At 72.1% G+C, this 22,455-nt stretch carries 19 protein-coding genes; 13 read left to right on the top strand and 6 right to left on the bottom strand.

From position 1 onward, the window contains the following. The first annotated feature begins 469 nt into the window (after nt 1-469). The gene (locus IEZ05_RS34215) at nt 470-1,303 is read left to right on the top strand and encodes an NAD(P)H-binding protein (RefSeq protein WP_189234215.1); all 834 of its coding nucleotides are present in this window, start codon (nt 470-472) and stop codon (nt 1,301-1,303) included. Between the two features lie 494 nt (nt 1,304-1,797). On the opposite strand, the gene tpg is transcribed toward IEZ05_RS34215, so the two are convergent. The 3 genes from tpg to IEZ05_RS34200 all read right to left on the bottom strand — a co-directional run bounded on the left by tpg (nt 1,798) and on the right by IEZ05_RS34200 (nt 5,876). Then, complete coding sequence (gene tpg / locus IEZ05_RS34210) at nt 1,798-2,355, bottom strand: telomere-protecting terminal protein Tpg (RefSeq protein ID WP_189234214.1); 558 nt, start codon at nt 2,353-2,355, stop codon at nt 1,798-1,800. 9 nt (nt 2,356-2,364) lie between these two features. Further along, the gene (gene tap / locus IEZ05_RS34205) at nt 2,365-4,503 is read right to left on the bottom strand and encodes a telomere-associated protein Tap (protein ID WP_189234213.1); all 2,139 of its coding nucleotides are present in this window, start codon (nt 4,501-4,503) and stop codon (nt 2,365-2,367) included. Nucleotides 4,504-4,577: 74 nt separating this feature from the next. Further along, complete coding sequence (locus IEZ05_RS34200) at nt 4,578-5,876, bottom strand: hypothetical protein (protein WP_189234212.1); 1,299 nt, start codon at nt 5,874-5,876, stop codon at nt 4,578-4,580. Between the two features lie 240 nt (nt 5,877-6,116). On the opposite strand from IEZ05_RS34200, the gene IEZ05_RS34195 reads away from it, so the two are divergent. The 3 genes from IEZ05_RS34195 (at nt 6,117) to IEZ05_RS34185 (ending at nt 8,563) form a co-directional block, all read left to right on the top strand. Continuing rightward, on the top strand, nt 6,117-6,392 hold the full coding sequence (locus tag IEZ05_RS34195) for a hypothetical protein (RefSeq protein ID WP_189234211.1): 276 nt from the start codon (nt 6,117-6,119) through the stop codon (nt 6,390-6,392). Nucleotides 6,393-6,499: 107 nt separating this feature from the next. Continuing rightward, complete coding sequence (locus tag IEZ05_RS34190) at nt 6,500-7,960, top strand: helix-turn-helix transcriptional regulator (RefSeq protein WP_189234210.1); 1,461 nt, start codon at nt 6,500-6,502, stop codon at nt 7,958-7,960. Nucleotides 7,961-8,104: 144 nt separating this feature from the next. Continuing rightward, entirely contained in the window at nt 8,105-8,563 is a 459-nt protein-coding gene (locus IEZ05_RS34185) for a DUF2871 domain-containing protein (RefSeq protein WP_189234209.1), read from the top strand. Nucleotides 8,564-8,604: 41 nt separating this feature from the next. Here IEZ05_RS34185 and IEZ05_RS34180 read toward each other — a convergent pair whose 3' ends face one another. After that, the gene (locus IEZ05_RS34180) at nt 8,605-9,198 is read right to left on the bottom strand and encodes a TetR/AcrR family transcriptional regulator (RefSeq protein WP_189234208.1); all 594 of its coding nucleotides are present in this window, start codon (nt 9,196-9,198) and stop codon (nt 8,605-8,607) included. A gap of 152 nt (nt 9,199-9,350) precedes the next feature. Between IEZ05_RS34180 and IEZ05_RS34175 the strand changes: the two genes are divergently transcribed. From IEZ05_RS34175 to IEZ05_RS34160, 4 genes are all read left to right on the top strand, one after another. Next, entirely contained in the window at nt 9,351-10,928 is a 1,578-nt protein-coding gene (locus tag IEZ05_RS34175; protein WP_189234207.1) for a condensation domain-containing protein, read from the top strand. Nucleotides 10,929-11,737: 809 nt separating this feature from the next. Beyond that, a complete protein-coding gene (locus IEZ05_RS34170) occupies nt 11,738-12,997 on the top strand; it encodes a beta-alanine-activating enzyme beta-propeller domain-containing protein (RefSeq protein ID WP_308426984.1) in 1,260 nt (419 codons plus the stop codon). Nucleotides 12,998-13,210: 213 nt separating this feature from the next. Then, nucleotides 13,211-14,176 carry a hypothetical protein gene (locus IEZ05_RS34165; RefSeq protein ID WP_229869979.1) on the top strand — a complete coding sequence of 322 codons (966 nt, stop codon included), beginning with the start codon at nt 13,211-13,213 and terminating at the stop codon, nt 14,174-14,176. A gap of 98 nt (nt 14,177-14,274) precedes the next feature. Next, complete coding sequence (locus IEZ05_RS34160; protein WP_189234204.1) at nt 14,275-14,502, top strand: hypothetical protein; 228 nt, start codon at nt 14,275-14,277, stop codon at nt 14,500-14,502. A 509-nt stretch (nt 14,503-15,011) separates the two neighbouring features. On the opposite strand, the gene IEZ05_RS34155 is transcribed toward IEZ05_RS34160, so the two are convergent. Further along, complete coding sequence (locus tag IEZ05_RS34155) at nt 15,012-16,190, bottom strand: glycosyltransferase (protein ID WP_189234203.1); 1,179 nt, start codon at nt 16,188-16,190, stop codon at nt 15,012-15,014. 194 nt (nt 16,191-16,384) lie between these two features. Between IEZ05_RS34155 and IEZ05_RS34150 the strand changes: the two genes are divergently transcribed. From IEZ05_RS34150 to IEZ05_RS34140, 3 genes are all read left to right on the top strand, one after another. After that, the gene (locus IEZ05_RS34150) at nt 16,385-17,791 is read left to right on the top strand and encodes an NDP-hexose 2,3-dehydratase family protein (RefSeq protein WP_189234202.1); all 1,407 of its coding nucleotides are present in this window, start codon (nt 16,385-16,387) and stop codon (nt 17,789-17,791) included. Continuing rightward, nucleotides 17,788-18,756: a Gfo/Idh/MocA family protein gene (locus tag IEZ05_RS34145; RefSeq protein WP_229869978.1), complete on the top strand. Its 969-nt coding sequence runs from the start codon at nt 17,788-17,790 to the stop codon at nt 18,754-18,756. The genes IEZ05_RS34150 and IEZ05_RS34145 overlap by 4 nt, the downstream gene beginning before the upstream one ends. Before the next feature lie 294 nt (nt 18,757-19,050). Then, entirely contained in the window at nt 19,051-19,734 is a 684-nt protein-coding gene (locus IEZ05_RS34140; RefSeq protein WP_189234201.1) for a DUF4232 domain-containing protein, read from the top strand. Between the two features lie 14 nt (nt 19,735-19,748). On the opposite strand, the gene IEZ05_RS34135 is transcribed toward IEZ05_RS34140, so the two are convergent. After that, nucleotides 19,749-20,168 (bottom strand): ester cyclase, encoded by a 420-nt coding sequence (locus IEZ05_RS34135; protein WP_189234200.1) that lies wholly within the window; start codon nt 20,166-20,168, stop codon nt 19,749-19,751. A 103-nt stretch (nt 20,169-20,271) separates the two neighbouring features. Between IEZ05_RS34135 and IEZ05_RS34130 the strand changes: the two genes are divergently transcribed. Further along, nucleotides 20,272-21,339 (top strand): glucose-1-phosphate thymidylyltransferase, encoded by a 1,068-nt coding sequence (locus IEZ05_RS34130; protein ID WP_189234199.1) that lies wholly within the window; start codon nt 20,272-20,274, stop codon nt 21,337-21,339. After that, nucleotides 21,336-22,328: a dTDP-glucose 4,6-dehydratase gene (rfbB, locus tag IEZ05_RS34125; RefSeq protein WP_189234198.1), complete on the top strand. Its 993-nt coding sequence runs from the start codon at nt 21,336-21,338 to the stop codon at nt 22,326-22,328. Before IEZ05_RS34130 ends, rfbB begins: the two co-directional genes overlap by 4 nt. Nucleotides 22,329-22,455: the final 127 nt, after the last annotated feature.

The raw sequence follows: 22,455 nt of genomic DNA, 5'->3' as shown, positions 1-22,455 counted from the left end.
GCGCGGTAGGTCGCTCGTTGACGGGGCATCGGCAAGCGTCGGTCGCGGCCGTGCATCGCCTCTGACGAACGGTGGCGCTCGAACGAGCCGTTGCTGCCCGAACCGGAGCCGAAGCTGGTCGAGGGACGGCCGCGAGTACCCGACAGGCAGGCCTTGCGCGGCACCTTGTCATCCATGGGCGTACCGGCCCCAGGAGCTGGGCTATCGGTTCGGGCATGACCTGCTGGCGCCGACTGGCGGCCTGGAAGGAGACCGACGTCCGGGACCAGCCGCGGCGTAGGACGTCTCGATGTCCGCCAGTTCGGACAGCGGCTGGTCGGCGTAGGTGGGAGGCGGGGGCTTCTTCGGCGCTGCGTGTGTCCTGTCCCAGTCGGCCTGAGGCAGTGAGGTGGAACCTTGACTTCAAGCAAGGTTGAGGTTTTAGCGTGCCGTGAATGTGATCACCGGCTGACGACAGGAAGAGACGGCGATGATCCTGGTGACCGGCGCGACCGGGAACGTGGGAAGTGCTCTGCTGAGGGAGTTGCACCTGGCTGGTGCCGCACCTGTGCGAGGTCTGACCCGTGATGCGGGACGGGCCTCGTTCCCTGAAGGAATTGAAGCCGTTGAGGGTGATCTCGGGCGGGCGGATTCCCTGAAGGCCGCGCTGGAGGGAGCGCGCTCGCTGTTCCTGTTGTCGGGTATGGGCGCGGAAGCGGAGGTCCTGGCGTCTGCCCGGCAGGCCGGCGTGGAGCATGTGGTGCTCGTGTCGTCGATCACGGTGCAGACTCATCCGCATCTTCCTGCGGCCGGCGAGAACCTGGCTGTTGAGCGGCTGCTCGAGGACAGCGGCATGGCCTGGACCATCCTGCGGCCGACGCAGTTCGCCTCGAACACCCTGTGGTGGGCGCGGTCGATTCGCGATCAGGGTGTGGTCCGAGCGCCGTATGCGGACATCGGTCTCCCGGCCATCCACCCTGCGGACATCGCGGCAGTGGCCTGTGCGGCGTTGACCGAGCCGGGCCATCAGGGGCGGACGTATGCACTGACCGGGCCGGAATGCATCACGGTTCGACAGCAAGTTGCCGCCATCGCTGCAGCGTTGGGGCGCAAGGTGGCCTGTATCGAGGTCAGCCGGGAGGAAGCCCACCGGCAGATGGCTTCCTTCATGGGAGACGAGACCGCGGATGCGGTCCTCGACTTGCTGGGCGGGGACGTCAATGACGCATTGCTGAGGGTCCGCGACACCGTTCCCCGGGTCACCGGGTCCGCGGCCAGATCATTCCGGCAATGGGCGTCGGACCATGCTGCCGCCTTCCGCTGAGACCGCATCTTCACCGCTGCTTTCGGGTTGAGTGAGACGGTTTCCTGGCCGGCCTGTCTGCGGGAGCCCTGACGGCGGCGTCGGCGTTGTCCGTGCCTTCGTGATCCTTCTGACCACAGGTGCCTGAACCTGGTGCTCCGCGGGCGGTCGTGGTGCGGCGGCCGGAACGGCGTGGTCTGCGCCCGGGGGGCGCTGTCGGGCCTGCGGTGCGCCGACGTGCGTTCCTCGACCGCCGTGGTGATGTGCCCCTCGTACGCGGCCCTGAGGCGTCCGCGGAGGGTTCTTGGTGCCCGGGCGGCGAGGGCTGCCCTCGCTCTGCGCGGGGCAGGGAGGCGGTTCGCCCGGCGCGTGGCCGCCTCCCGTGCCGCCATGACCCGCCGGTCGTTGGGCAGCGGGCTCCCGGGTGAGCAGTCCGGTCTTGCCGTCCACCGGGTTCACGCCGGCCCGCCCGGACGCGGACCTGGCCGGGTCCGGGCTGCGCGCGGGCGGGAGGGCTACAGGTCGAACTCGAGGTGCTCGATGTCCGTGAAGCGGACCTCCTCCAGGGAGCCGGCGCGGCGGCCGCTGTCCTGGAAGTAGACCTCCTTGAGGGCTTCGGCGGCGATCTCCTTGAGCTCGCGGTCGCCGGCGCCTTGCTCCTGGGCGGTGAAGAGGCGGGCCGCGTACTGCGGGGGCAGGGCGACGGTCAGGTGACGGATGCGGTCCTGGTCCGTCGACCCGATCGGCGCGGTGTAGCCCATGCGGGCGCGAGTGTCGATGACGATCCCGCCGGTGGTGGCCGCCTGCTGCCGGGCCCTGGCCCGGACCTGCGGCTGCCAGCGCTTCTTCACCTCGCGTTCCAGGCGGGCGGCGAGGTCCGGGCGGGGCCTTTTGATCTCGTTTTTCACGTAGCGTTCGACGGTGCGCTGGGAGATCCCCAGCGTCCGGGCGACCGCTCCGGTGCCCTTGAGCTGTTTGACCAGGTACCTCATCTGTGCGCCCGCGCTCTTGGGCGCGGGGCGGGTGAAGGCCTTCTGCACGGCGGCGTCCAGGCCGTCCCCGAACAGGCTCATCGCCTACTCCTACTCTCCGCTGTCGGCGTCGGTGACGGTGCCGTCCTTGATGTACCGGGCGAGGTTCAACGCGGGGGCGTCGAACCGCTCGCGGACCTCCTCGCCCCACAGGACGCTCTGGGTGCCCTCGTGCTTGACCAGGCCCGGGTTGACGCCGAGTTTGAAGCCGCCGGGCAGCGGCTTGCCGTCGCGGTAGGGCAGGAAGTCCAGCGGGCTCTCGCCATTGGCCGCGTAGACGACGCAGTCGGACAGGACCGCGACCGGGTACTGGCCGGTGAACGCCGCGTGCTTGACGATCTTTCGGTGCAGGTTGATGCGCGTGCGGGAGATGACCGCCGCGCGGATGTCCGGGCGCCACGTCGGGCGGGACAGCGCCCGCCACGGCTGTCCGGGCTTCCAGCCCTCGCCCCGGGGCCGTTCGCGCAGCTTGCCCAGGCCGCCCTTGACCGTCGCCTTGATCGCCGAGACGACGATCGCCAACTGGGGGTCACGGCTCTTGTAGTCGTCCATCGCCGCCAGGAAGTCGGCCGGGGCGAGGTCGGCGTCGACGCCGAGGTCGGCCATCGTGGCGAGGTAGGCGTCCCGCAGGCGGCTGTACCAGCCGTCCAGGTAGCGGCCGTTGTCGTAGCGCACCCACGCCTCGACCGGGCGTACCTCGTAGCCGAGCTCCACCGCGTACGCGACGGTCGGCGTCGCGTACCAGGCCGGGCCCTCGGGGCGCTCGCCCTTCGGCGTGAACGGGCTGGGCAACAGCGAGGCGTCCAGCTCCGCCCACTTGTCCTTGCCCACCTTCACCCGGGACAGGTCGACGTGGGAGAGGTCCACCAGCCACGAGCCCGGCAGCTTCGGATCGAACACCGGCTCCTTGACACGGGTGGGCGCACCGAGGCCGACGACGAGGCCGTTGGCGCCGGCGGCGAAGGCCATGTTGACGTCGATGCCGACCAGGTGCCGCAGGGTGCACTCGTCGTCGGTCATCGGCCGCGCCCAGTCGTACGCCTCCTCGAACAGCTTCTCGCCGGGGCCGCGGACGTGGAAGCGCGGCAGGTCCGCCAGGAGCGGGTGCCCGTCGGGGGCCTCGCACGGCGCCGGGTCGACCGGGTCCTTGCCCAGCGAGCCGGGATTGTGCTCGGAGTGCCGCTTGCCGTCGGCGTCGGGCCCGGAGGCGCGGGTGGGCGGGTGCAGGGCGGTCATCAGTTCCAGGCCGGTCACGGCGGTGGAGCCGCGCGGCGTCATCACCCGCGAGGCGTACACGCCCAGTACGCGGGCGAGTTCCGCGGGCGGGAGCTGTGCGGCCTTCCCCCAGTGACGCGTATCGAGCGCGTGCCAGGACGGGATGCACAGCTGGACGCAGGCCCGTGCCGAGCCGGTGGCCGGGCGGTAGATCCGCGCCCACGGCCCGAACCCGCGCTTCGTCAGTTTCCACTGCGCGCGGACCAGTTGCCTGACGACCTTGTGGTTCTCCGGGATCCGGCCGGCGAGCCGCTCCTGCTGGGTGAGGGTGACGGGGAGGCCGTAGCGTTCCAGCGCGGCCTCGGTGAGCACGAGCAGCGGGTCGGCGTCCTTCCCGGCGGCGGACAGCCTCGGCTGTCCGAGCCGCGCCTCCTTCAGCGTCCACTCCATCAGGGCCGGCATGCTCCTGGCGGGCACCTCGAGGACCAGGCCGCCGGTGCAGTACGCCAGCACCTGCCCGTCCTCGACATCGACGACCGCCAGCGGCCCGTTCTCGAACCGCGGGCCGGTACCGCCCGTCTGCTCCGCAGGGCCGGCAGAGGCAGAGGCGGGGGCGGGGGCGGGGGCGGGGGCGGGGGCGGGGGCGGCCGGGATGCTCTCGCGTGCGGTCATGGCCGCAGCCTCGGGGACCGGGTCTGTGGACGGCATCGCGGCTGCAGCGGCAGTCGGCGCGGGGTAGAGCTCCGCAAGCTTGTTCAGCAGCCGCGCGTACGCCTCACGCTCCGGGCCGCGCGGCTCGGTCGTCTTCCTGACCGACTCCCAGCCCGACACCGTCGCCCGGCGCACCTTCAGCGCGGCGGCGACCTCGTCCAGAGTCAGGCCGTGCGCGACCCGCAGCCGCTTGCGCTCCTCCGCCGACGGCAGCGCCGAGCGGGACGCGACCAGCGCGTCGACCGCGTCGAACAACTCGGACATCGAACACCTCCTGACTCCCACGCTACCTGGTGAACCGTACGGATCGCGTACGTGATGCGTGCATATCGTGTACGTCAGCGCTGGAGGGACTGCTCTGCCCAGGTGCGCAGCTTCGCGTCCGGGTCCTGCAGGAGCCCGAGGGCTGCCCGGTGTGCCACGACTGCGTCGTGCGCGGCGAGGAGGCGGAAGGCGGCGCGGCGGACGTGCGGCGGCCGCTTGGAGCCGGTGCGTTCCAGCAGCCAGTCGGCGGGCAGGTCCTTCGCCGACGGCAGCAGGGCGAGGGTGGTCTCGCGCACGACACCGGCGGCGGGGTCGTCGAGGAGTGGCCGCACACGGTCGGCGGACGCGCAGTCCAGTGTCCGCAGTCCGGCTACCGCCGCCGCTCGCACGCCGGGCGCCCGGTGGGCGAGCAGCGGCCACAGCAGCCCCGCATCCGTGCGCTCCCCGCACTCGGCCAGCCCGATGACCGCACCGGGCGGCACGTGGGGGTTGTCGGGCCTCGTGCACTGCTGCCGGTACCAGGCGGCCGGGTCGCCTCCGTGCTGCCGTACGACGTACCGGGCGCAGGCGCGTACCAGTGCGGACCGGTCGCCGAGGAACGGCTCCGCCGCTTGCGGCCGTCCCGCGCGCCGCAGTGCGGTCACGCCGGCCGAGCGGGTCCGCGGGTTGCGCGCGGTCAGCAGTGGCGGCAGTACGTCTTCGTACGCCTGCACGTCGGGCAGGGCGGTGAGCGCCGCCGTGGCGCACAGGTCCTGGATCACGGTGTCCTCGTCCTGTGCGGCCGCGCGGGCCAGCTCGGCCGGGTGGAGCAGCCGGGTGCCGACGGCCAGCCGGTGTGCGAACCGCCGTACGGTGCGGTCGGGGCAAGACAGGAGGGCTGTGAGCCGTTCGCGGGGTGCCCGGCGCAGGGCCTCTTCGAGCAGCTCGACGCCGAAGGCGCCTCTGTCTCTGCGGCCGACGCGCAGGATCACGGGCGCGAGGGTGACGGCAGTGTCCGCGTGAAGGGCCGTGCGCAGGTGTTGCCGGGCGCGTTCGCGTACGGGGCCGGCCCAGTCGGTGCAGCGGATGACGATCAGTGGGAGCAGGCCGGGGTACCGGGCCGCACAGGGCACCGCCTCCTGGCGGATGCGTCCGTCGCGGTGGCAGAGGGCAAGGGCGAGCCGGGACTCGTCGAGGTGGGCCGGATCGGCGGGCAGCGGGGCGGTGTGCTCCCACTGCGGCAGAAGGGGCGAGCGGTACCAGGCCACGTCGCGCACTGCTGCGTCCAGGGCGAGCCAGTGGTCGGGGGCGGTGACATCGAGCGTGCCGCGCAGGGGCGCGCCTTCCGCCAGCCGCACCGCTGCGACCCTCGCGTCCACGGTGTCCGCACGCATCCCTGCCCCCTTCGCCGGCCGTACCGGGTGATCGTAGGGAACCGACCCCGTTCAGGTTGCCGGCTTGCCAAGAGTTGCCAAGCCGGCGCGGCTGTTCCGGTCGGCCGTGGTGGTGCAGGCGAAGGAGGTTCTCGAGTGGTTCTCGGTTCGTTCCTTAGTGAGTCCCGAGAGCGCGTTGCCAACCTTGAGGCAAGAGGTTGCCAAAGAGCGAACACGGACTTGTCACCCCAGGAGCCAGCCATGAAGCGCATCGCCCGGATCGCCGCCGTCGCCGCCGTCGTCGTCACCGCCTTCACCACGGCGGGCACCGCCACGGCGGCCACCGCCGGCGACATCGGCTGGCCCACCGCCCCGCAGGCTTCCGCCGGTGACGTCGGCCGGCCCGTTGCCTCGCAGGACTCCACGAACGATGTCGGCTGGCCCGTCGCGCCCGCGGACACCACGAACGACGTGGGCTGGCCCGTCGCGCCCAAGGACACCACCCAGGATGTCGGCTGGCCTGCCGCCGGTGCGTGACGGCCTGGTGTGCGATCTCCGTCCGTCCTCGACCCGGTCTAGAGCGGCTGCTCGGATCCTCGTCCCTAATCAGTGGACGGACGGCGACGGCGGCGAAGGGGCGGTTCATGACGGAGGCGGCGGGCGGGGCGTCGGGGGCCGGTGCTCTGCAGACGGTCCTGGCGATGTGTGCGGCGGGCCGGTCCGGGACGGTCGTGATCGAAGGCGCTGCCGGGTGCGGCAAGAGCCGTCTGCTGGAGGCGGTGGCCGCGCAGGCCGGCGCCGCCGGGGCCCTGGTGCTGCGGGCCGCCGCGACCGAGGACGGGCTTCTCACACCGCTGGGGGTGCTGCGCCAGGCAGTTGCCAGCGCACCGGCGTTCGCGCTCGCGCGCATCGGTCCTGAGCACCGCGCGCTGCGCGAGGAGGCCGTGCGGGAGTTCTGCGCGCAGTTGTGTGCGCTGGCCGGCGAGGGGCCGGTGGTGCTCTGTGTGGACGACGTGCAGCATGCCGATGCGCAGTCGCTGCGGTATCTGGACCACATCGCCCGGCACGCCCGGCCGGCGGCGGTGCTGCTCGTGGTGGCGCTCTGCGCGCCGGCGCAGGAGCGGCTTGCGGTGCCTGTCGCCGAGTTGACGCACGGCCTGCACATCCGGCGGATCACGCTGGGGCTGCTGTCTCCGTCCGAGGTCGCGGAGGCCGTGGAGGGCCGTTCGGTGCGCGCCGTGGCGGAGTTGTACCGCATCAGCGGGGGCAATCCGCTGCTGCTGCGTGCCCTGCTCGAAGAGGAGGAGCAGGCGGGCGCGGCCGGTGGGCCGCTGGTGTTTGCGGGTGATGGGCCGTTCGCCGGGGCCGTTGCCGCGTGTCTGGCCCGCTGCGGCCCGGCTGCCGTCGCCTCGGCCCGGGCGGTGGCCGTGCTGGGTGCGGGGGCGAGTGAGGCGGTGGTGGCGCGGATGCTGGGAACGGGCATGCCGGGGCCGGGGTTTGCGGCGCTGCGTGCCTGTGGGCTGTTGAACGGGCTGCGGTTCGGGCATCCGGCGGTGCGGGACGTGGTGCTGGCGCTCACTGCGCCGCGTACCCGTGCGGGTCTGCACCGGCGGGCCGCGCTGGCGCTGCGTGAGGCGCAGGCTCCGGCGACGGCGGTGGCGGGGCATTTCCTGGCGCCGATCGCCGAGGGGGTACGGCGGCCGGTGCGGCCGGGTGATCTGGAGGTGCTGCGCGATGTCGCCGAGGAGCTGTTGGCGCAGCGGCGGCCGGAGGAGGCCGGGCGGATCCTGGGGCTCGCCCACGACGTGTGCCCGGACGCCGTGACGCGGGCCGCGGTGGAGCTGCGGATGGCGGAGATCGCGCTGTGGCCGGGGTCGGCGGCGGTGGTGGTCGAGCGGGAGCCGTTGACGGCTCCCGAGCAGCGGGTGGCGGCGCTGGCGGCGCGTGGGCTGACGAACCGGGAGATCGCGGCGGGTCTGCTGCTGTCGGTGAGTACGGTGCAGCAGCGGCTGACGCGGATCTACCGCAAGCTGCGCATCCGGGGCCGGGCCGAGCTGCCGGCGGCCCTGGTGCAGGGGGCGCGGGCGGACGCGGTCGTCGGCTGAGGTACGGCAGGGCGGTCGGGGAGCGCTCGAACTTCGCTGGACGAGCGCTCGAGCCGCCCTGAATCAAGGGCAGTTGGAGTCGTCCGGGGGTGCTTGAATGAGCGGTGTCGGCACGGTAATCGACCGCAGGGAGCGAGCACCGCGATGCGAAAGTCGTTTTACGCAGCGCATGTCTACATGATCATCGGGGTGGTCTCGGGGCTGTTCTACCGGGAGTTCACCAAGATCAATGACTTCACCGGGGACACGCAGCTGTCGGTGATGCACACGCACCTGCTGACGCTGGGCATGTTCGGTTTCCTGATCGTTCTGGGTCTCGACAAGCAGTTCGGGCTTTCCCCGTCGAAGCTGTTCACGAACTTCTTCTGGTTCTACAACGCGGGTATCGCGGTGTCCGTGGGCATGATGGGCGTGCACGGCTGTCTGACGGTGCTCGGCCATGAGATGCCGGAGGCCCTGTCGCTGGTCGCGGGCCTGGGGCACATCCTGCTGACGGTCGGGCTCATCCTGCTGTTCACGCTGCTGGGCAAGCGGCTCAAGGAGCCGGCCGGGCGGCAGCAGCCGCCCGCCGGGGAGCCGGAGCAGGTGAAGAGCACGGTCTGAGCCGCCGGTTTGCGGCTGCGCTCCCCCGTGGCCTGGCCGGTTCAGGCCAGCTGGGCGGCGGGGCCGGTGAGCTGGTCGGTCAGCATCGCCAGGCGTGCCCCGGTCGGCTCCGCGTCGAGGCGGCCGGCGTCGACGAGGGTGGCCATGCCGTGCCAGGCGCTCCACAGCACCTCGGTGAGCACCCGGGCATCGCGGCCCGCGGCGAGGGGGGCGACGGCTTCCTCGATCTCGGCCAGGGCCTCGGCCAGCGGGGCGGGCGTGCGGGGGCCGTCGCTGTCGTCGCCGGTGTCGAGGACGAGCATGGCCTGGTAGAGGACGGGTGAGCGGGACGCGAAGCCGACGTAGGCGCGGGCGAGTTCGCGCAGGGTCTCCTGCGGGTCGCCGGTGTACTGGCGGCGGGTGGCGCGCAGGGCGGCGGCGAGTTCGGCGAAGCCTTCCAGCGCCACCGCGCGGATGATGGCGTCCTTGTTCTTGAAGTGCTGGTAGAGCACGGGCTGGCTGTACTCGATGCGGTCCGCGAGGCGTCGTGTGGTCACGCTGTCCCAGCCCTCCGACTCGGCCATCTCGCGTGCGGTGGCGAGGATGAGCTGATGCCGGCGGACCTGTTCGCGCAGGCGGCGGTCGCGGGGAGTCATGGAGCCACCCTAGCACTTTCAGCGATACTCAAGTTGTCAGTGATAGGGAATCTGCTCTCGGCAACGGCGGGTTGCGGTGTACCGGCTCGAGCGGGCTTCGAGGGCCGGTGGGCAGCATGCGGGGCAAGACAGCCACAGAGAGGGCGGACCTCATGCTGACCCCGACTTGTCTGGACGCGCTGCTCGACCTGGCCGCGGACGTGACGGGCCGCGAACGGCGCACGGTGCGGGGCGCGGCGGCGGGCTCGCCGTTCGTCACCCTGGGCGGCACCCTCCAGCAGGCGATGCGGCTCCAGCGGCGGGCCGGCGAGCAGCTGGGGCTGTCCCTGGACCTGGCGGCGCTCATGGGGCCCGCCCCTCTCGCGGAGGCGCTGGCCCGCGCGGTGCCGGCCAGTGCGCCGGCCCGGCGGGAGAGCGGGCCGCTGCGGCCCCTCCTTGCCGGGCAGCGCGCGGCGCTGGCGGACCGTCACCGATCGCGGGCCGCTCACCGTGTGCTGAGCGCCGAGCTGTCCGGCCCTCTCGACGTGGCCGCGCTGCGCACCGCCGTCGCCGCGCTCAGCGCCCGCCACGAGGGGCTGCGGACCTTCTTCGCCCCCTCGGCCGGCGGGCCGGTGCGGCGGGTGCTGGACGCGTACACGGTGCCGCTGGTCGCCGGTCCCTGCGCGGTGGCGGGGGAAGCGGACGGCGTCGACGCGGTGCACCGGCAACTGGCCCGGGGCGCCGCGCGGCCGGCCGCGGCTGCGGGGCGGCCGCCGGTCGCGTTCGTCCTGGCGCCGCTGGCACCCGGACGGCATCTGCTGTCCTTCCTCCACCACCGGGCCGTCGCCGGTCCCTGGTCGGCCGCGCTCGTGTGGCGGGAGCTGCTCGCCGACTACGGCCGCGCGGCGGCGGGCCTGCCGGTGTGCCGGGCCCCGGCGCCGGGGCCCGAGGCTCCGGGGCCGCCGGACGCGCGTGCGCAGCGGCTCGCCGGTCTGCTGCGCGGTGCCGCCGGCCGGGTCGACCTCGGGGCACCCGAACGGCGGCCGGCCGTCTTCGACTTCCGCGGCGGGCGGCTGCCGTTCCTGCTCGATACGGAGGTGCGCGACGCGGTGGACGCCACCGCCCGCCGGGCCGGTGTCCCCCACAGCACTGTCGTGCTGGCCGCCTGGGCCCTGGCGGTGGGCCGGCGCTGCGGCCGCGAGGAGCTGCTCGTGGGGGCCGAGCTGCCGCGCCGGCCCGGGGCGGCGCTGCCGCACACCGTGGTCCCGTGCGCGGTGACGCAGCCGGTGCGCTGCACGCTTCAGGGCACCACCGACTACTTCCTGCGCGGCATCGCCTGTGCGCTGAGCGAGGGCCTGGCCCACGCCGGCACGGACGAGGACGATCTCGCCCGGGCGCTGGGCACGGCCGGTGACCGGTCCCGGCCGGGGCCGGCGCAGGTGGCGTTCGCCGCGCACGACGAGCTGCTTCCGGCGGCCGTCTCGGCCGGCGGCCTGTCCGCGCGCTTCCACCACGGGCACCTGGGCGGTGCCGAGGCCGACGCGGCGCTGACGCTGGTGCGGTGGCGTGAACAGCCTTTGCTGTGCCTGGACTTCGCCTCCTCGGTGCTCACCCGTATCGAGGCGGCACGCCTGGCCGGTGACGTGAGCGCCGCGCTGCTGGCCCTGGCGCTGTCGGCCCCCTCGACGCCGGTGGACGACCTGCTGCCGACGGCGCGGGCGGCGGGCGCGGCACTGCCGACGCTGCCGTGACCCCGGCCGGGGCCTGGCCGGCGGACCGGGCCGCAGGAACGCCGCGGTATCCCGCCGGTGCGGGCGGGCGGGGGGCCGGTGCGTCCAGCTGCGGAAGCGGAACAAGGCGGGCGGCGCGGAGCCGGGGGCTGCCTGTTGGTCGGGCGAGGCCGAGTGCGTCTCCATGCCGCGCGGCTGCGCCACCACGCTCTCGCGGCGGGCGGGCCAGCCGGTGCAGTGCGTCGTCTCCCGGCCGTCCTCGTCGTAGCGGACGGTGATGGCCGGGCCAGGTGCCGAGCGGGCGCGGCCCGCGGTCGATCGCGAGGACCTCGTACGTGCTCGCGGCGTCGCCGTGGTGGTACCGGCCGCCGACGACACGCGGGGCGACCTGGGTGGTGACCCACTCTTTGCAGGTCATCTCGAATTCTCTCTTCGCGGTCGCCCAGCAACTCGGCGGGCATCGTGCCGTCGCGCTCGTTGCACGTGCTGCGGCCCGAGAGGTTGAGGATGCCACAGATGGCGCAGGTCCACGACGGCCGACCGCAGTCGTGGCAGGCCACTGGACCCTGTGCTGTTCGGCGGTTGGAGGTGGAGTAGCTGGTCGGCACGTCGTCCGGGAGAAGCCGGCCGAGTCGCGATTCGTGGCAGTGCGCAGGCCACCGCGCCGGTCAGGAGTTGAGGTTCATGCCGCCGCTGCCCGGCCACAGGGCGTGATCCTGTCTTGCGTGACACTGGTCTGCGTGTGGGATTGTCGTCGTACCTTTCCTGGGGCAACGCTGGCGTGTGCGTGCCCATGTGATGTTGGTGCGGTGTCCAGAACGGGGTCCTTGATGGCTGGACGGATGTCAGGCGGACAGCGGCGGTCTGGCGCGTCTCTCGTTCAAAGGGGCGTAGCGGAGCGGCTCGGCCGCCGGGGAGCACTGCGGCTCGGGCTTGGTGTGGTGGCCGCACTTGGCGTCGGTGCGACTACTGCCGGTTGTTCTGATGACGGCTCCGATAAGGAAGACGGCGGCGGCAGCAGGCACAAGCAAGACAGCAGCGGAGGACGTACCCCTGAGTCAACGGCGTGGCGTCCCTGGCGTCACACCATCGGGGCCACGGTGGCTGGGTTCGCGCTGGCGGTGGTCGATGGGGTCGTCTACGTGGGCGGCGGAAGCAAGGATGTCTGCGCCCTGGACGCTGCTACTGGCGGGGAGAAGTGGGCCTACGGTACTGGTGACCAGGTGCAGTCGTCGCCGACAGTGGTCAACGGGCTGGTGTACATCGGCTCCGACGACAACAACGTCTACGCATTGGACGCCGTCTCGGGTGAGAAGAAGTGGGCGTTCCGCACGAACAGTTGGGTTCACTCGAAACCCATGGTGGTCGACGGCGTGCTGTACGTCGGGAGCTGGGACAGCGGCGTGTACGCACTGGACGCTGCCACCGGAGCCAGGAAGTGGGCCTACGCCACGGACAAGTGGGTCTCTGCATCGCCCGCGGTTGCCGACGGGGTTGTCTACATCGGCAGCAATGACGGGAACCTCTACGCCTTGGATGCCGTAACCGGCAGGAAGAAATGGGCTTTTACTACTGCGCGCGATTTCGTCGCTTCACCGGCCGTGGTCGACGGGGTCGTCTACGTCGGCGCCCGCGACGGGAACATGTATGCGCTTGAGGCGGGCTCAGGCCGCAGAAGATGGGCCTTCGACTCCGGAGACTGGATCACCTCGAAGCCGTGGGTGGCCGACGGAGCGGTCTACTTCGGCAGCGGACGCTCCGTATACCGCTTGGACGCCGCCACCGGCGGAAAGGAGTGGGCCTACTCCGCCAAAGGCGAGATCGACGCCTCCGCCACTGTGGCCAGCGGGGTGGTCTACGTCGGCAGCCGCGACAAGAATCTGTACGCCCTGGACGCGGCCACAGGCACCGAGAAGTGGGTCTACTCCACGGGCGGGGAGGTCGACTCCACGCCAGCGGTGGCGGATGGGGTGGTGTACTTCGGGAGCAACGACGGGAACATCTACGCTCTTGACGCCAACACCGGCCAAGGCCCGACAGAACCCTCCCCGACCGGCCCCGCACCTGGCTGGTCACCACCCCGCCCCTGACAGTCCTCGGCGCACGCCCCGACCGACGGCATTCCAGTGTCCAACCCCCGGGGGGACCTCATGACCTCGACTCCGCCTTCTCGCCCTCCCTCCGACCCGGATGTACCGGATGAGGGAGGACCGGAGCCGAACAGCACCGCAGCACAGACGCTCGCCGACCGGACGTCCGACGACGACCCCGCCTCCATCCCACAGCCCGCCCCTTCGGACCCCGTGCCACCGCGAGAGAGCGGCTGGGGTGCGTGGGCCGACAACCATCTGCCGGGCTTGCGCGGGCTGCCGCCCGGACAGCGCGCGGTGTACGCGACCCTCGCGGTCCTCGTGGTCCTGGCAGGCTTCGCCCTCGCCTACTACGCCACCTTCGTCCTGGACCGCTCGACGGCGACGGAACGGGTGCGCTCGGACAAGCAGGCGGAGAAATCGGTCGATCGCGAGCAGCCCGCCTTCGTCTCGACCGTCACGCCCCACGACTACGAGCAGGAGATGCCCGAGGTCATCACGGTACTGCTCGACCGGACCTTAACCGCCCGCGAACAGGCCGGCCTCACCGCTCTCAGGGGCAATCCCGCGGAGGTGTGGGCGTTCCTGAAGCCGTTAGGCGGTCGCCTCGTCGAACATCCCTCGGGAGCAATGAACCTTGAGGACGGCAACCAGCATCGCGGCCAGTCGCAGACGTTCCACCTCAACCTCAACAGCGACCGCGGTGCCGGACTCACGATCAATGGCATGACGGCCGTCAAGGACGCATGCCGCGCACCCGGAGCGAAGGCCGTCGTCCACCTCCCGTCCGCAGGAGCGGAGTCCCGGCAGGGCTTGCTGTGGGACCTGACCGGTGGGAGCGAGGACAAGGCCAGAGGGCCGTACGTACTTGACGAAGGCGCCTCGCAGGGCCAGCTGTACTTCCGCCGCAACGTCGTCGAGCTGGGCAACGGCCAGTCCAACATGGCATTCCGCATCCAGCCCGAGGTGTCCACGCACACGTGCGAGTGGCACATCGTCGCCTCGTACACCGACACGACCGGCCCCCACGAGCAGCGCATCCCGGGCGGAACCGGCACGTTCACCACCGAAGCCATCCCACTGCGCCCCGTCCAGTACTTCGAGTGGGTCATTTCTGAGGGGTGGGGCTGCGTCGGCGACATGAGCCAGAAAGGGTGCGATGCGACCGACCGGCTGTAGGGGGGGCGAGACCAGTGTGGCCCGGTGATCGGGTAGTCGGTGTTCCGGTGTGGGGGTGCACGCCGAAGAGGTCGCTGACGACGATCGGCGGGAGGTCGGTGATCGCTTCCATCATGGCCGTATTGCGGGCACTGATACCTGCCGTCGTGCGGCTGCTGGAGCACGGAGGTGCGGCAACTGGGACTGGCGATCTGCTGCTCGATGAGAACGGCGAGCCTGGGCGGCAGGAGGACGGGGTTGCGGTCGATCGTGAGGTAGGCGTCGTCGCCGTCCCGGTGGAAGCGGTCGGTCTTGAGCCGACGATGCGTGTGGTGGGCAGGGCATAGAGGCTGGTCAGGGAGCCGATGATGCGGGCCTCCAGCGGGAGGCTGTCGTCGTTGAGGCAGCGGCGGGGTTCGCCGCCGGGAGAGCGACCGGTCCATGACCACCAACGAGCACGCCAAGCGCGCCGCCCTGAGCTCGCGGCGCGAGAGGGCATCTCGTACACCGCCGCCCGCCGCCTCGCCGGAGCGGTCGACCAGGAGCTGCGGCCGCCGGTCGCCGTGCCCATCACTAGCACGCCGTGCCCGGAGGGCTGCGCGGGCTCCGGGCCACCCCGGCACGGTGTGCTGGGCGTGGAGGCAAGCCGGCGGGTCTGGCGCGCGAGGTCGAGCAGACCCGGCTCGGGGCCAAGGGGGGTCCAGCTCGGGGCCCGAGCGGATCCGGGGCGTAGGCCGAAGCAGACCCGGCTGAGCGCCACGGGTCCGGTGAGGGGTGGGAAAGGGGTGGCCCGGTGCGCGGGCCGCGGGGGAAGTCGGCTCGCGCACCGGGAGTCGGGGGCGGTTGCCCGCAGGTGTCAGGCGGCGAGGTCCGGGAGCTTGGCGGCCGTGGCGGCCGGGTCGGGCATTCCGGCGATCTCCTCGGCGACCTTGCGGGCACCCGTGCGGTACGACTCGTCGGCCAGCAGGCGGCGGGCCGCGTCGTGGACCGCCTCGGGGGTGAGGTCCGGGGCGAGGACGTACTCGCCGGCGCCCGCGGCGTGCACGGCGCGGGCGTTGGCCGGGCCGTCGGCGCCCTGCGGCAGGACGAGCTGGGGCAGGCCGGCGGCGAGGGCGGCCAGGGTGGTGCCGGCGCCTCCGTGCTGGACCACGAGCGCGGCGTGCTCGAGGGCCTTGGGCTGTGCCACCCACGGCACCACGACGACGCGTTCGGGCTGTTCGCCGAGTTCGGCGACGGGCACCGCGGGTCCGGCGGCGACCAGGACGGGCACGTCCAGCGGCAGCAGGCCCTCGACGACTGTGCGCAGCACCTCGGCGGAGGCGAGCGCGGTGCCCAGGGTGACGTAGACGAAGCGGCCCTCGGCGGCGCGGATGGGCTCGGGCAGCTCGCCGGGTTCGCTGTAGGGGACGGGGCGCTGCTCGATGCGGTGGAGGGGGGCGGCGAGGAAGTGGGGGTCCTGCAGGGAGGGAGGGCAGATGTCGACGAAGGCGCGTGCGAGGGCCAGGAGCTGGCCGCCGGGCACGGTGACGCCGAGGTCGGCGGCGGTGACCAGGAGCTGCTCCATGACGCGGGCCTCGTCGTCTCCGACGGTCATCGGGCCGACGCCGTGGGCGACGGCGGGGACGCCGGCGAGGTGGGCGGCGAAGGCGGCACCCGGGTTGAGGGCCTCGTAGACGACGAGGTCGGGGCGCAGCCGCTCGAGGGCCGCGGTCAGGTCCTCGGTGACCCAGCGCGGCAGCACGGAGCCGAAGACCTCCACGTGCAGGTCGGCCAGGACCTGGGGCGGTACGTCCTGCGGCTTCAGGTCCGCGTCGCCCGCTGCGAGGAGGCCTCGAGAGCGTGCTGCTTCCATGAAGCCCTCGGGCACCGAGCGGCCCGCGGGCACGGGCTGGAGGCCGGCGGCGGTGACGGCGGGGTGCAGCTGCTCGCCCGTGGCGAAGAAGACCTCGTGGCCGGCGGCCCGCGCGGCCTTCGCCAAGGGGAGGAGGGGGTAGACGTGGCCGAAGTTTCCGGCACCGGCGAAGAGGATTCTCATGCCGTCGAGCGTAGGGTCGCCGCCACCCCGTGTCTAGCAGTGACAGGAAAGCTGTCGGCGGTAAGCGACGGGAGTCGAGAGGGACTCCGGTGGGCGTCGAGGCGGTCTCCGGTCCGCCCCGATCGGCACGGCCCATGGTCGTGCTGCGGCCGCCTGCCCGAGGGCGAGCGGAACGAGTCGAAGGAGTCCTGCTCATGACCATCACCCAGGCAGCAGCGCCGGTGGGTGCCGCTCCCAGTACGGTGCAGCGGTTCGTGCTGTCGGCCCGGGCCGGCGACAGCACGGTGACGCCCAACGCGGCCTTTGGCGCGTGGTTCGCCGAGCAGCGCCGCACCAACCGCTACGACGTGCGCCGCATCCCGTTCTCCGAGCTCGTCGGCTGGCGCTTCGAGGAGCCGGGCGGCAACCTGGTGCACGACAGCGGCCGGTTCTTCGCCGTCGAGGGCCTGAGCGTGCGCAGCGCGTGGGACGGCCACGAGCTGTCCTGGACGCAGCCCATCATCAACCAGCCCGAGGTGGGCATCCTCGGCATCGTCGTCAAGGAGTTCGACGGCGTGCTGCACTGCCTGATGCAGGCCAAGATGGAGCCCGGCAACCTGGACACCGTCCAGCTGTCGCCCACCGTGCAGGCCACGCGCAGCAACTACACCGGCGTCCACAAGGGCTCCGCGGTGCGCTACATCGACTACTTCCGGCCGCCGCGGCATCGCTCCCGGGTGCTGTACGACTCCCTGCAGTCCGAGCAGGGCTCGTGGTTCCTGTGCAAGCGGAACCGGAACATGGTGGTCGAGGCGCTCGGCGAGGTGGAGCTGCACGAGGACTTCGTGTGGCTGACGCTCGGGCAGATCCACCGGCTGCTGTACGAGCCGAACGTCGTCAACATGGACGCGCGTACCGTTCTGTCGCTGATCCCGGCCCCGGCCGGGCGCGGCGGGCCGTCGCTGTACTCCATGGAGGAGGTGCTGAGCCGGCTCACCGAGATCAGGGCGCGCCGTGAGCTGGTGCAGCGTTCGGTGCCGCTGGCGCAGGTGGAGCGCTGGCGCCGCAGCGACTACGAGATCGAGCACGAGAGCGGACACCATTTCGCGGTGATCGCCGCCTCCGTGTCGGCCGCCAACCGTGAGGTGACCAGCTGGACGCAGCCTCTGCTGGCGCCCAAGGAGCAGGGGCTGGTGGCGTTCCTGATCCGCCGTGTGGGCGGTGTCCCGCACCTTCTGGCGCGGGCACGGTCGGAGGCGGGGGTGCTGGACGTGGCCGAGTTCGGGCCGACGGTGCAGTGCCAGCCCGGGCGGGCGCTCACCCTGCCGGTCCATCTCCAGCCGCGCTTCTTGGACCTGGTGATGCGCGCGGCTCCGCACGAGCTGCTGTACGACGTGGTGCAGTCCGAGGAGGGCGGCCGGTTCCACCATGCCGGCAACCGGTACGTGCTCATGGAGGTCGGGGACGACTTCCCCCTCGATGTCCCCGACGAGTTCGTGTGGCTGACGGCCGGTCAGCTCGCCGAGCTGATGCGGCACAGCAACTATCTGAACATCGAGGCGCGCACGCTGCTGGCGGTGCTGCGCGGGGTGTGGGCGTCGGACGGGGGGTACGGCCGGTGAGCGCCGGTACGGTGCGGTCGCTGCGGCTGGGGGTGCTGGGCTGTGCGGACATCGCCCGGCGCCGGATGCTGCCCTCACTGGAGCACCAGCCGCTGGTGACGGTGACGGCGGTGGCCAGCCGGAGCCTCGAGCGGGCCCGGGAGTTCACCGACCGCTTCGGCGGCGTCCCGGTCGGCTCCTACGAGCGGCTGCTGGAACGCGACGACGTCGACGCGGTGTACGTGCCGCTGCCGCCCGAGCTGCATGTGGAGTGGACGCTGCGCGCGCTCGAGGCCGGCAAGCACGTTCTGTGCGAGAAGCCGTTCGCGCCGAGTGCGGCCGAGGCGGACAAGGCGGTGGCCCTCGCCCGGGAGCGGGGGCTGCTGCTGATGGAGAGCTTCATGTTCCTGCACCACTCGCAGCACGCCCGGGTGCGGGAGCTGGTGGCGGACGGGCTGATCGGCGAGGTGCAGCTGTTCTCCTCCCAGTTCGGCATCCCGCTGCGGCCCGGGCCGGACGGCGGCGAGCGGGCCAGTACCCTGCCGGAGGTCGCGGCCTACCCGATCCGTGCGGCCCGGCACTTCCTGGGCCCGCTGCGGGTGGCCGGCGCCCAGGAGCGGGCGGCGAGCGCGCTGGGGCCGCGGCCCGCGGGCAGTGCGCTGCTGGTGTCCGCGTCCGGGGTGGCCGCGCAGCTGTCCTACGGGGTGGAGCACGCCTACCGCAGCGGGTACAGCCTGTGGGGCAGCCGGGGCCGGCTGCGTCTGGAGCGTGCCTTCTCCACCCCCGACGAGCACACGCCCGTGCTGACGGTGGAACGCGACGGGAAGGTGCGCGAGATCGCCCTGCGGCCGGACCGTCACTTCACCAACATCGCCGGTGTGTTCGCCCGGACCGTGCTGGACGGGGAGGACTTCGCTCCGCACGCCCGCGACATCCTGGAGCACGCGGCGCTGGTGGAGGAGGTGGAGCGGGCGGCGGCCGGCTGAGTGCCCGTCAAGGTCTGCCGGGTCACGGGTTCGTCCCAGTGGGCGGAGTGGCGCAAGCGGGCGCGGCCGGTGGCGCACTGCGGGGCGGCGGGGCCCGCAGGCGGTGTGTCCCGGCGTGCCGGGGCACACCGTTTTCGCGCGCGGGGTCTCGTTGTATGTAACAGGCATGTCCTGGCGGGCCGTCGGGCGGAACGCCTCGCCGGTTGGCAGCGGTCCTGGTGGTCACAGACGCTCGCTCGTCCCCCTCGGGGGCCGGGCGGCCGGCACCTGTCACCGAGACTGAGGAAGAAGACGATGCGCGTTCGCAAGCTCACCTTCGCCGCCCTGGCCGTTGCCGCGGGTCTGTCGCTCACGGCCTGCAACGGCGACGACGGCACGGCACAGAGCGACGGCCCGTCCGCGTCCTCGCCGGCTTCCTCGGACGGCGCCTCGGGCATGGGCGGTGCCGGCACGGGCGGTGCGCAGCAGGACGGCGGGAAGGACAGCGCAGGGAACACTGCCGGCGGGCAGGGCACGGGCGGCGGCTCCGGCGGGCAGGACATGTCCGCCGAGGCCGGCGCGTGCCGGACCGACGAACTGGACATCACCGCGTCGGACAGCACCATCGACGGCGACACCGAGGGCTCGGTCGCCATCACGTTCACCAACGGCGGCGGCCGGGACTGCGCCCTGACCGGATACGCGGGCGTCGATCTGAAGACCAACGCGGGGGATCTGTCCGCCGAGCGCACCGGCCAGGAGGCCGGCCCCATGACGCTCGAGGACGGCAAGTCGGTGTCCTTCACCGTCAGCTACCCGGTCAACGACTCGGGCGGCTCCGGCGTGCGCATCACCGCGCTCGTGGTGACCCCGCCCGAGGAGACGAAGTCGGTCACCCTCGACTGGCCGGGCGCCGCCACCCTGCCCGTCAGCGACGGAGCCGGCTCCCCCGTCCGGGTCGGCCCGATCGGCAGCGCCGGCCAGGGCGGGGCGAGCTGACCTCGTCGGGTGGGTCAGGCGTTCTGCAGCGCGTAGAAGTCGACGCCCAGCTGGTGGAACATGCCGCCCATGTCGAGCTGGTCCCAGTGCTCGGCCAGCAGGCCGTCCTCGACGCGCCAGATGTCGATGGACTGGAAGGCCAGCCGGCGCCCGGTCGCCGGCACGCCGAAGAAGGTGCCCTGGTGGGTGCCGGAGTACTCGAAGCGGCCGGCGATCCGGTCCCCGTCGACGAGGACGTCGTGGGCGACGACCTCGACGTCGGGGAACGCGTCGAAGATCTGCTGGAAGAAGGCGGCGTTGGCCTCCACGCCGTCGGCGACGACCGGATTGTGGTCGATGTGCCCCGGCGCGGTGTGCTCGCCGATGGTGCTGACGTCATGGTTGTTGATCATGTCGACGAACGCCTGGATGAGTGCGCGGTGGTTGTCTGCCATGCCCGGAAGCATCGAATGGACGTCTCGAGCGGGGCTGGAGGGCGACTGAGGGCGCGTGCGATCCCCCACTCCCGCTCTAGCGTGCGCTCCTAGGGTCGGTGCCATGAAGGCTCTCGTACTCTCCGGCGGGGCCGGAACCCGCCTGCGCCCCCTCACCCACACATCAGCCAAGCAACTGGTGCCCGTGGCCAACAAGCCCGTGCTCTTCTACGGCCTGGAGGCGATCGCAGACGCCGGCGTCACGGAGGTCGGGATCGTCGTCGGGGACACCGCCGCCGAGATCAGGCAGGCCGTCGGCGACGGGTCCAAGTTCGGTCTGACGGTCACCTACCTCCCGCAGGAAGCCCCCTTGGGGCTCGCCCACGCCGTGCTGATCGCCCAGGAGTTCCTCGGCGACGACGACTTCGTGATGTATCTCGGGGACAACTTCATCGTCGGCGGCATCTCCTCCATCGTCGACGACTTCCGCGCGCAGCGCCCCGACGCGCAGATCCTGCTCACCAAGGTCTCCGACCCGCGGGCCTTCGGCGTGGCCGAGCTCGGCCCGGACAGCAACGTGGTCGGCCTGGAGGAGAAGCCGGCCACGCCCAAGAGCGACCTGGCCCTGGTCGGCGTCTACCTGTTCACGCCCGCGGTGCACGAGGCCGTGCGCTCCATCAAGCCGTCCTGGCGGGGCGAGCTGGAGATCACCCACGCCCTGCAGTGGCTGATCGACCACGGGCACGACGTGCGGTCCACGACCGTGTCCGGATACTGGAAGGACACCGGGAACGTCACCGACATGCTCGAGGTCAACCGGTCGGTGCTGGAGTCCGCGGAGCCGCGCATCGAGGGCGACGTCGACGAGGCGAGCGAGATCATCGGGCGGGTGCGGATCGCGGAGGGCGCCAAGGTCACCGCCTCGCGGATCGTCGGCCCGGCGGTGATCGGCGCGGGCACGGTGATCTGCTCCTCCTACGTCGGCCCGTTCACGTCGATCTCCAACGACTGCGACATCACCGACAGCGAGATCGAGTTCTCCATCGTCCTGGACAATTCCTCCGTGCGCGGCGCCCGCCGCGTGGAGGCGTCGATCATCGGACGCAACGTGGAGGTGACGCCCGCGCCGCGGGCGCCCGCCGCGCACCGGCTCATCCTCGGCGACCACAGCAAGGTACAGATCTCGTCATGACCCTCACACGCATTCTCGTCACCGGCGGCGCGGGATTCATCGGTTCGCACTACGTCCGCCGGCTGCTGGGCGCCGGCGGGCCGGGCGACGTGAGCATCACGGTGCTGGACAAGCTCACCTACGCCGGCAATCCGGCCAACCTCGATCCGGTCCGCGGCCACCCCGGCTTCCGGTTCGTGAAGGGCGACATCTGCGACCGGGACCTGGTCGCCGAGCTGGTGGCCGGGCACGACCAGATCGTGCACTTCGCCGCCGAGTCCCACGTGGACCGCTCCATCGCGGGTGCGGCCGAGTTCGTCACCACCAACGTGCTGGGCACCCAGACCCTGCTGGACGCGGCGCTGCGCCGCCCCGGCGGCACGGCCGGGTTCCTGCACGTGTCCACCGACGAGGTGTACGGGTCGCTGGCGGAGGGCTCCTGGCCGGAGACCGATCCGCTGCGGCCGAACTCGCCGTATGCGGCGTCGAAGGCGTCCTCGGACCTGATGGCGCTGTCCTACCACCGCACCTTCGGTCTGGACGTGCGCGTCACCCGCTGCTCCAACAACTACGGCCATCACCACTTCCCGGAGAAGGTCATCCCGCTGTTCATCACCAACCTGCTCGACGGGCGCAAGGTGCCGCTGTACGGGGAGGGTCTGAACGTGCGGGACTGGCTGCACATCGACGATCACGTGCAGGGTCTGGAGCTGGTGCGCACGGGGGGCCGGGCCGGTGAGGTGTACAACATCGGCGGCGGCACCGAGCTGAGCAACAAGGAACTCACCACGCTGCTGCTGGAGCTGGCCGGGGCGGGCTGGGAGAGCGTGGAGCACGTGCCCGACCGGCTCGGGCACGACCTGCGCTACTCGGTGGACTGCACCAAGATCTCCACCGAGCTGGGCTACCGTCCGCGCAAGGACTTCACCGAGGGGCTGGCGGAGACGTTCGCCTGGTACCGCGACAACCGCGACTGGTGGGAGCCGTTGAAGGCACGCGCCGCCCTGTGACACCACCGCCGTCCCCGTACGACCACGGCCGTCCCGGATCCCCGGGGCGGCCGTCGCGCGTGCGCGGACGGCGCGCGCGGCCCTGGGGCCGTTCACGAGCGTTTCACGAGCGGGCGCCCCTACAACG

It is taken from the genome of Streptomyces flaveolus, from assembly GCF_014648815.1.
Classification (GTDB): domain Bacteria; phylum Actinomycetota; class Actinomycetes; order Streptomycetales; family Streptomycetaceae; genus Streptomyces; species Streptomyces flaveolus.
The sequence above is the reverse complement of the archived record's forward strand: the minus strand, read 5'-3'. Positions and strand labels throughout refer to the sequence as shown.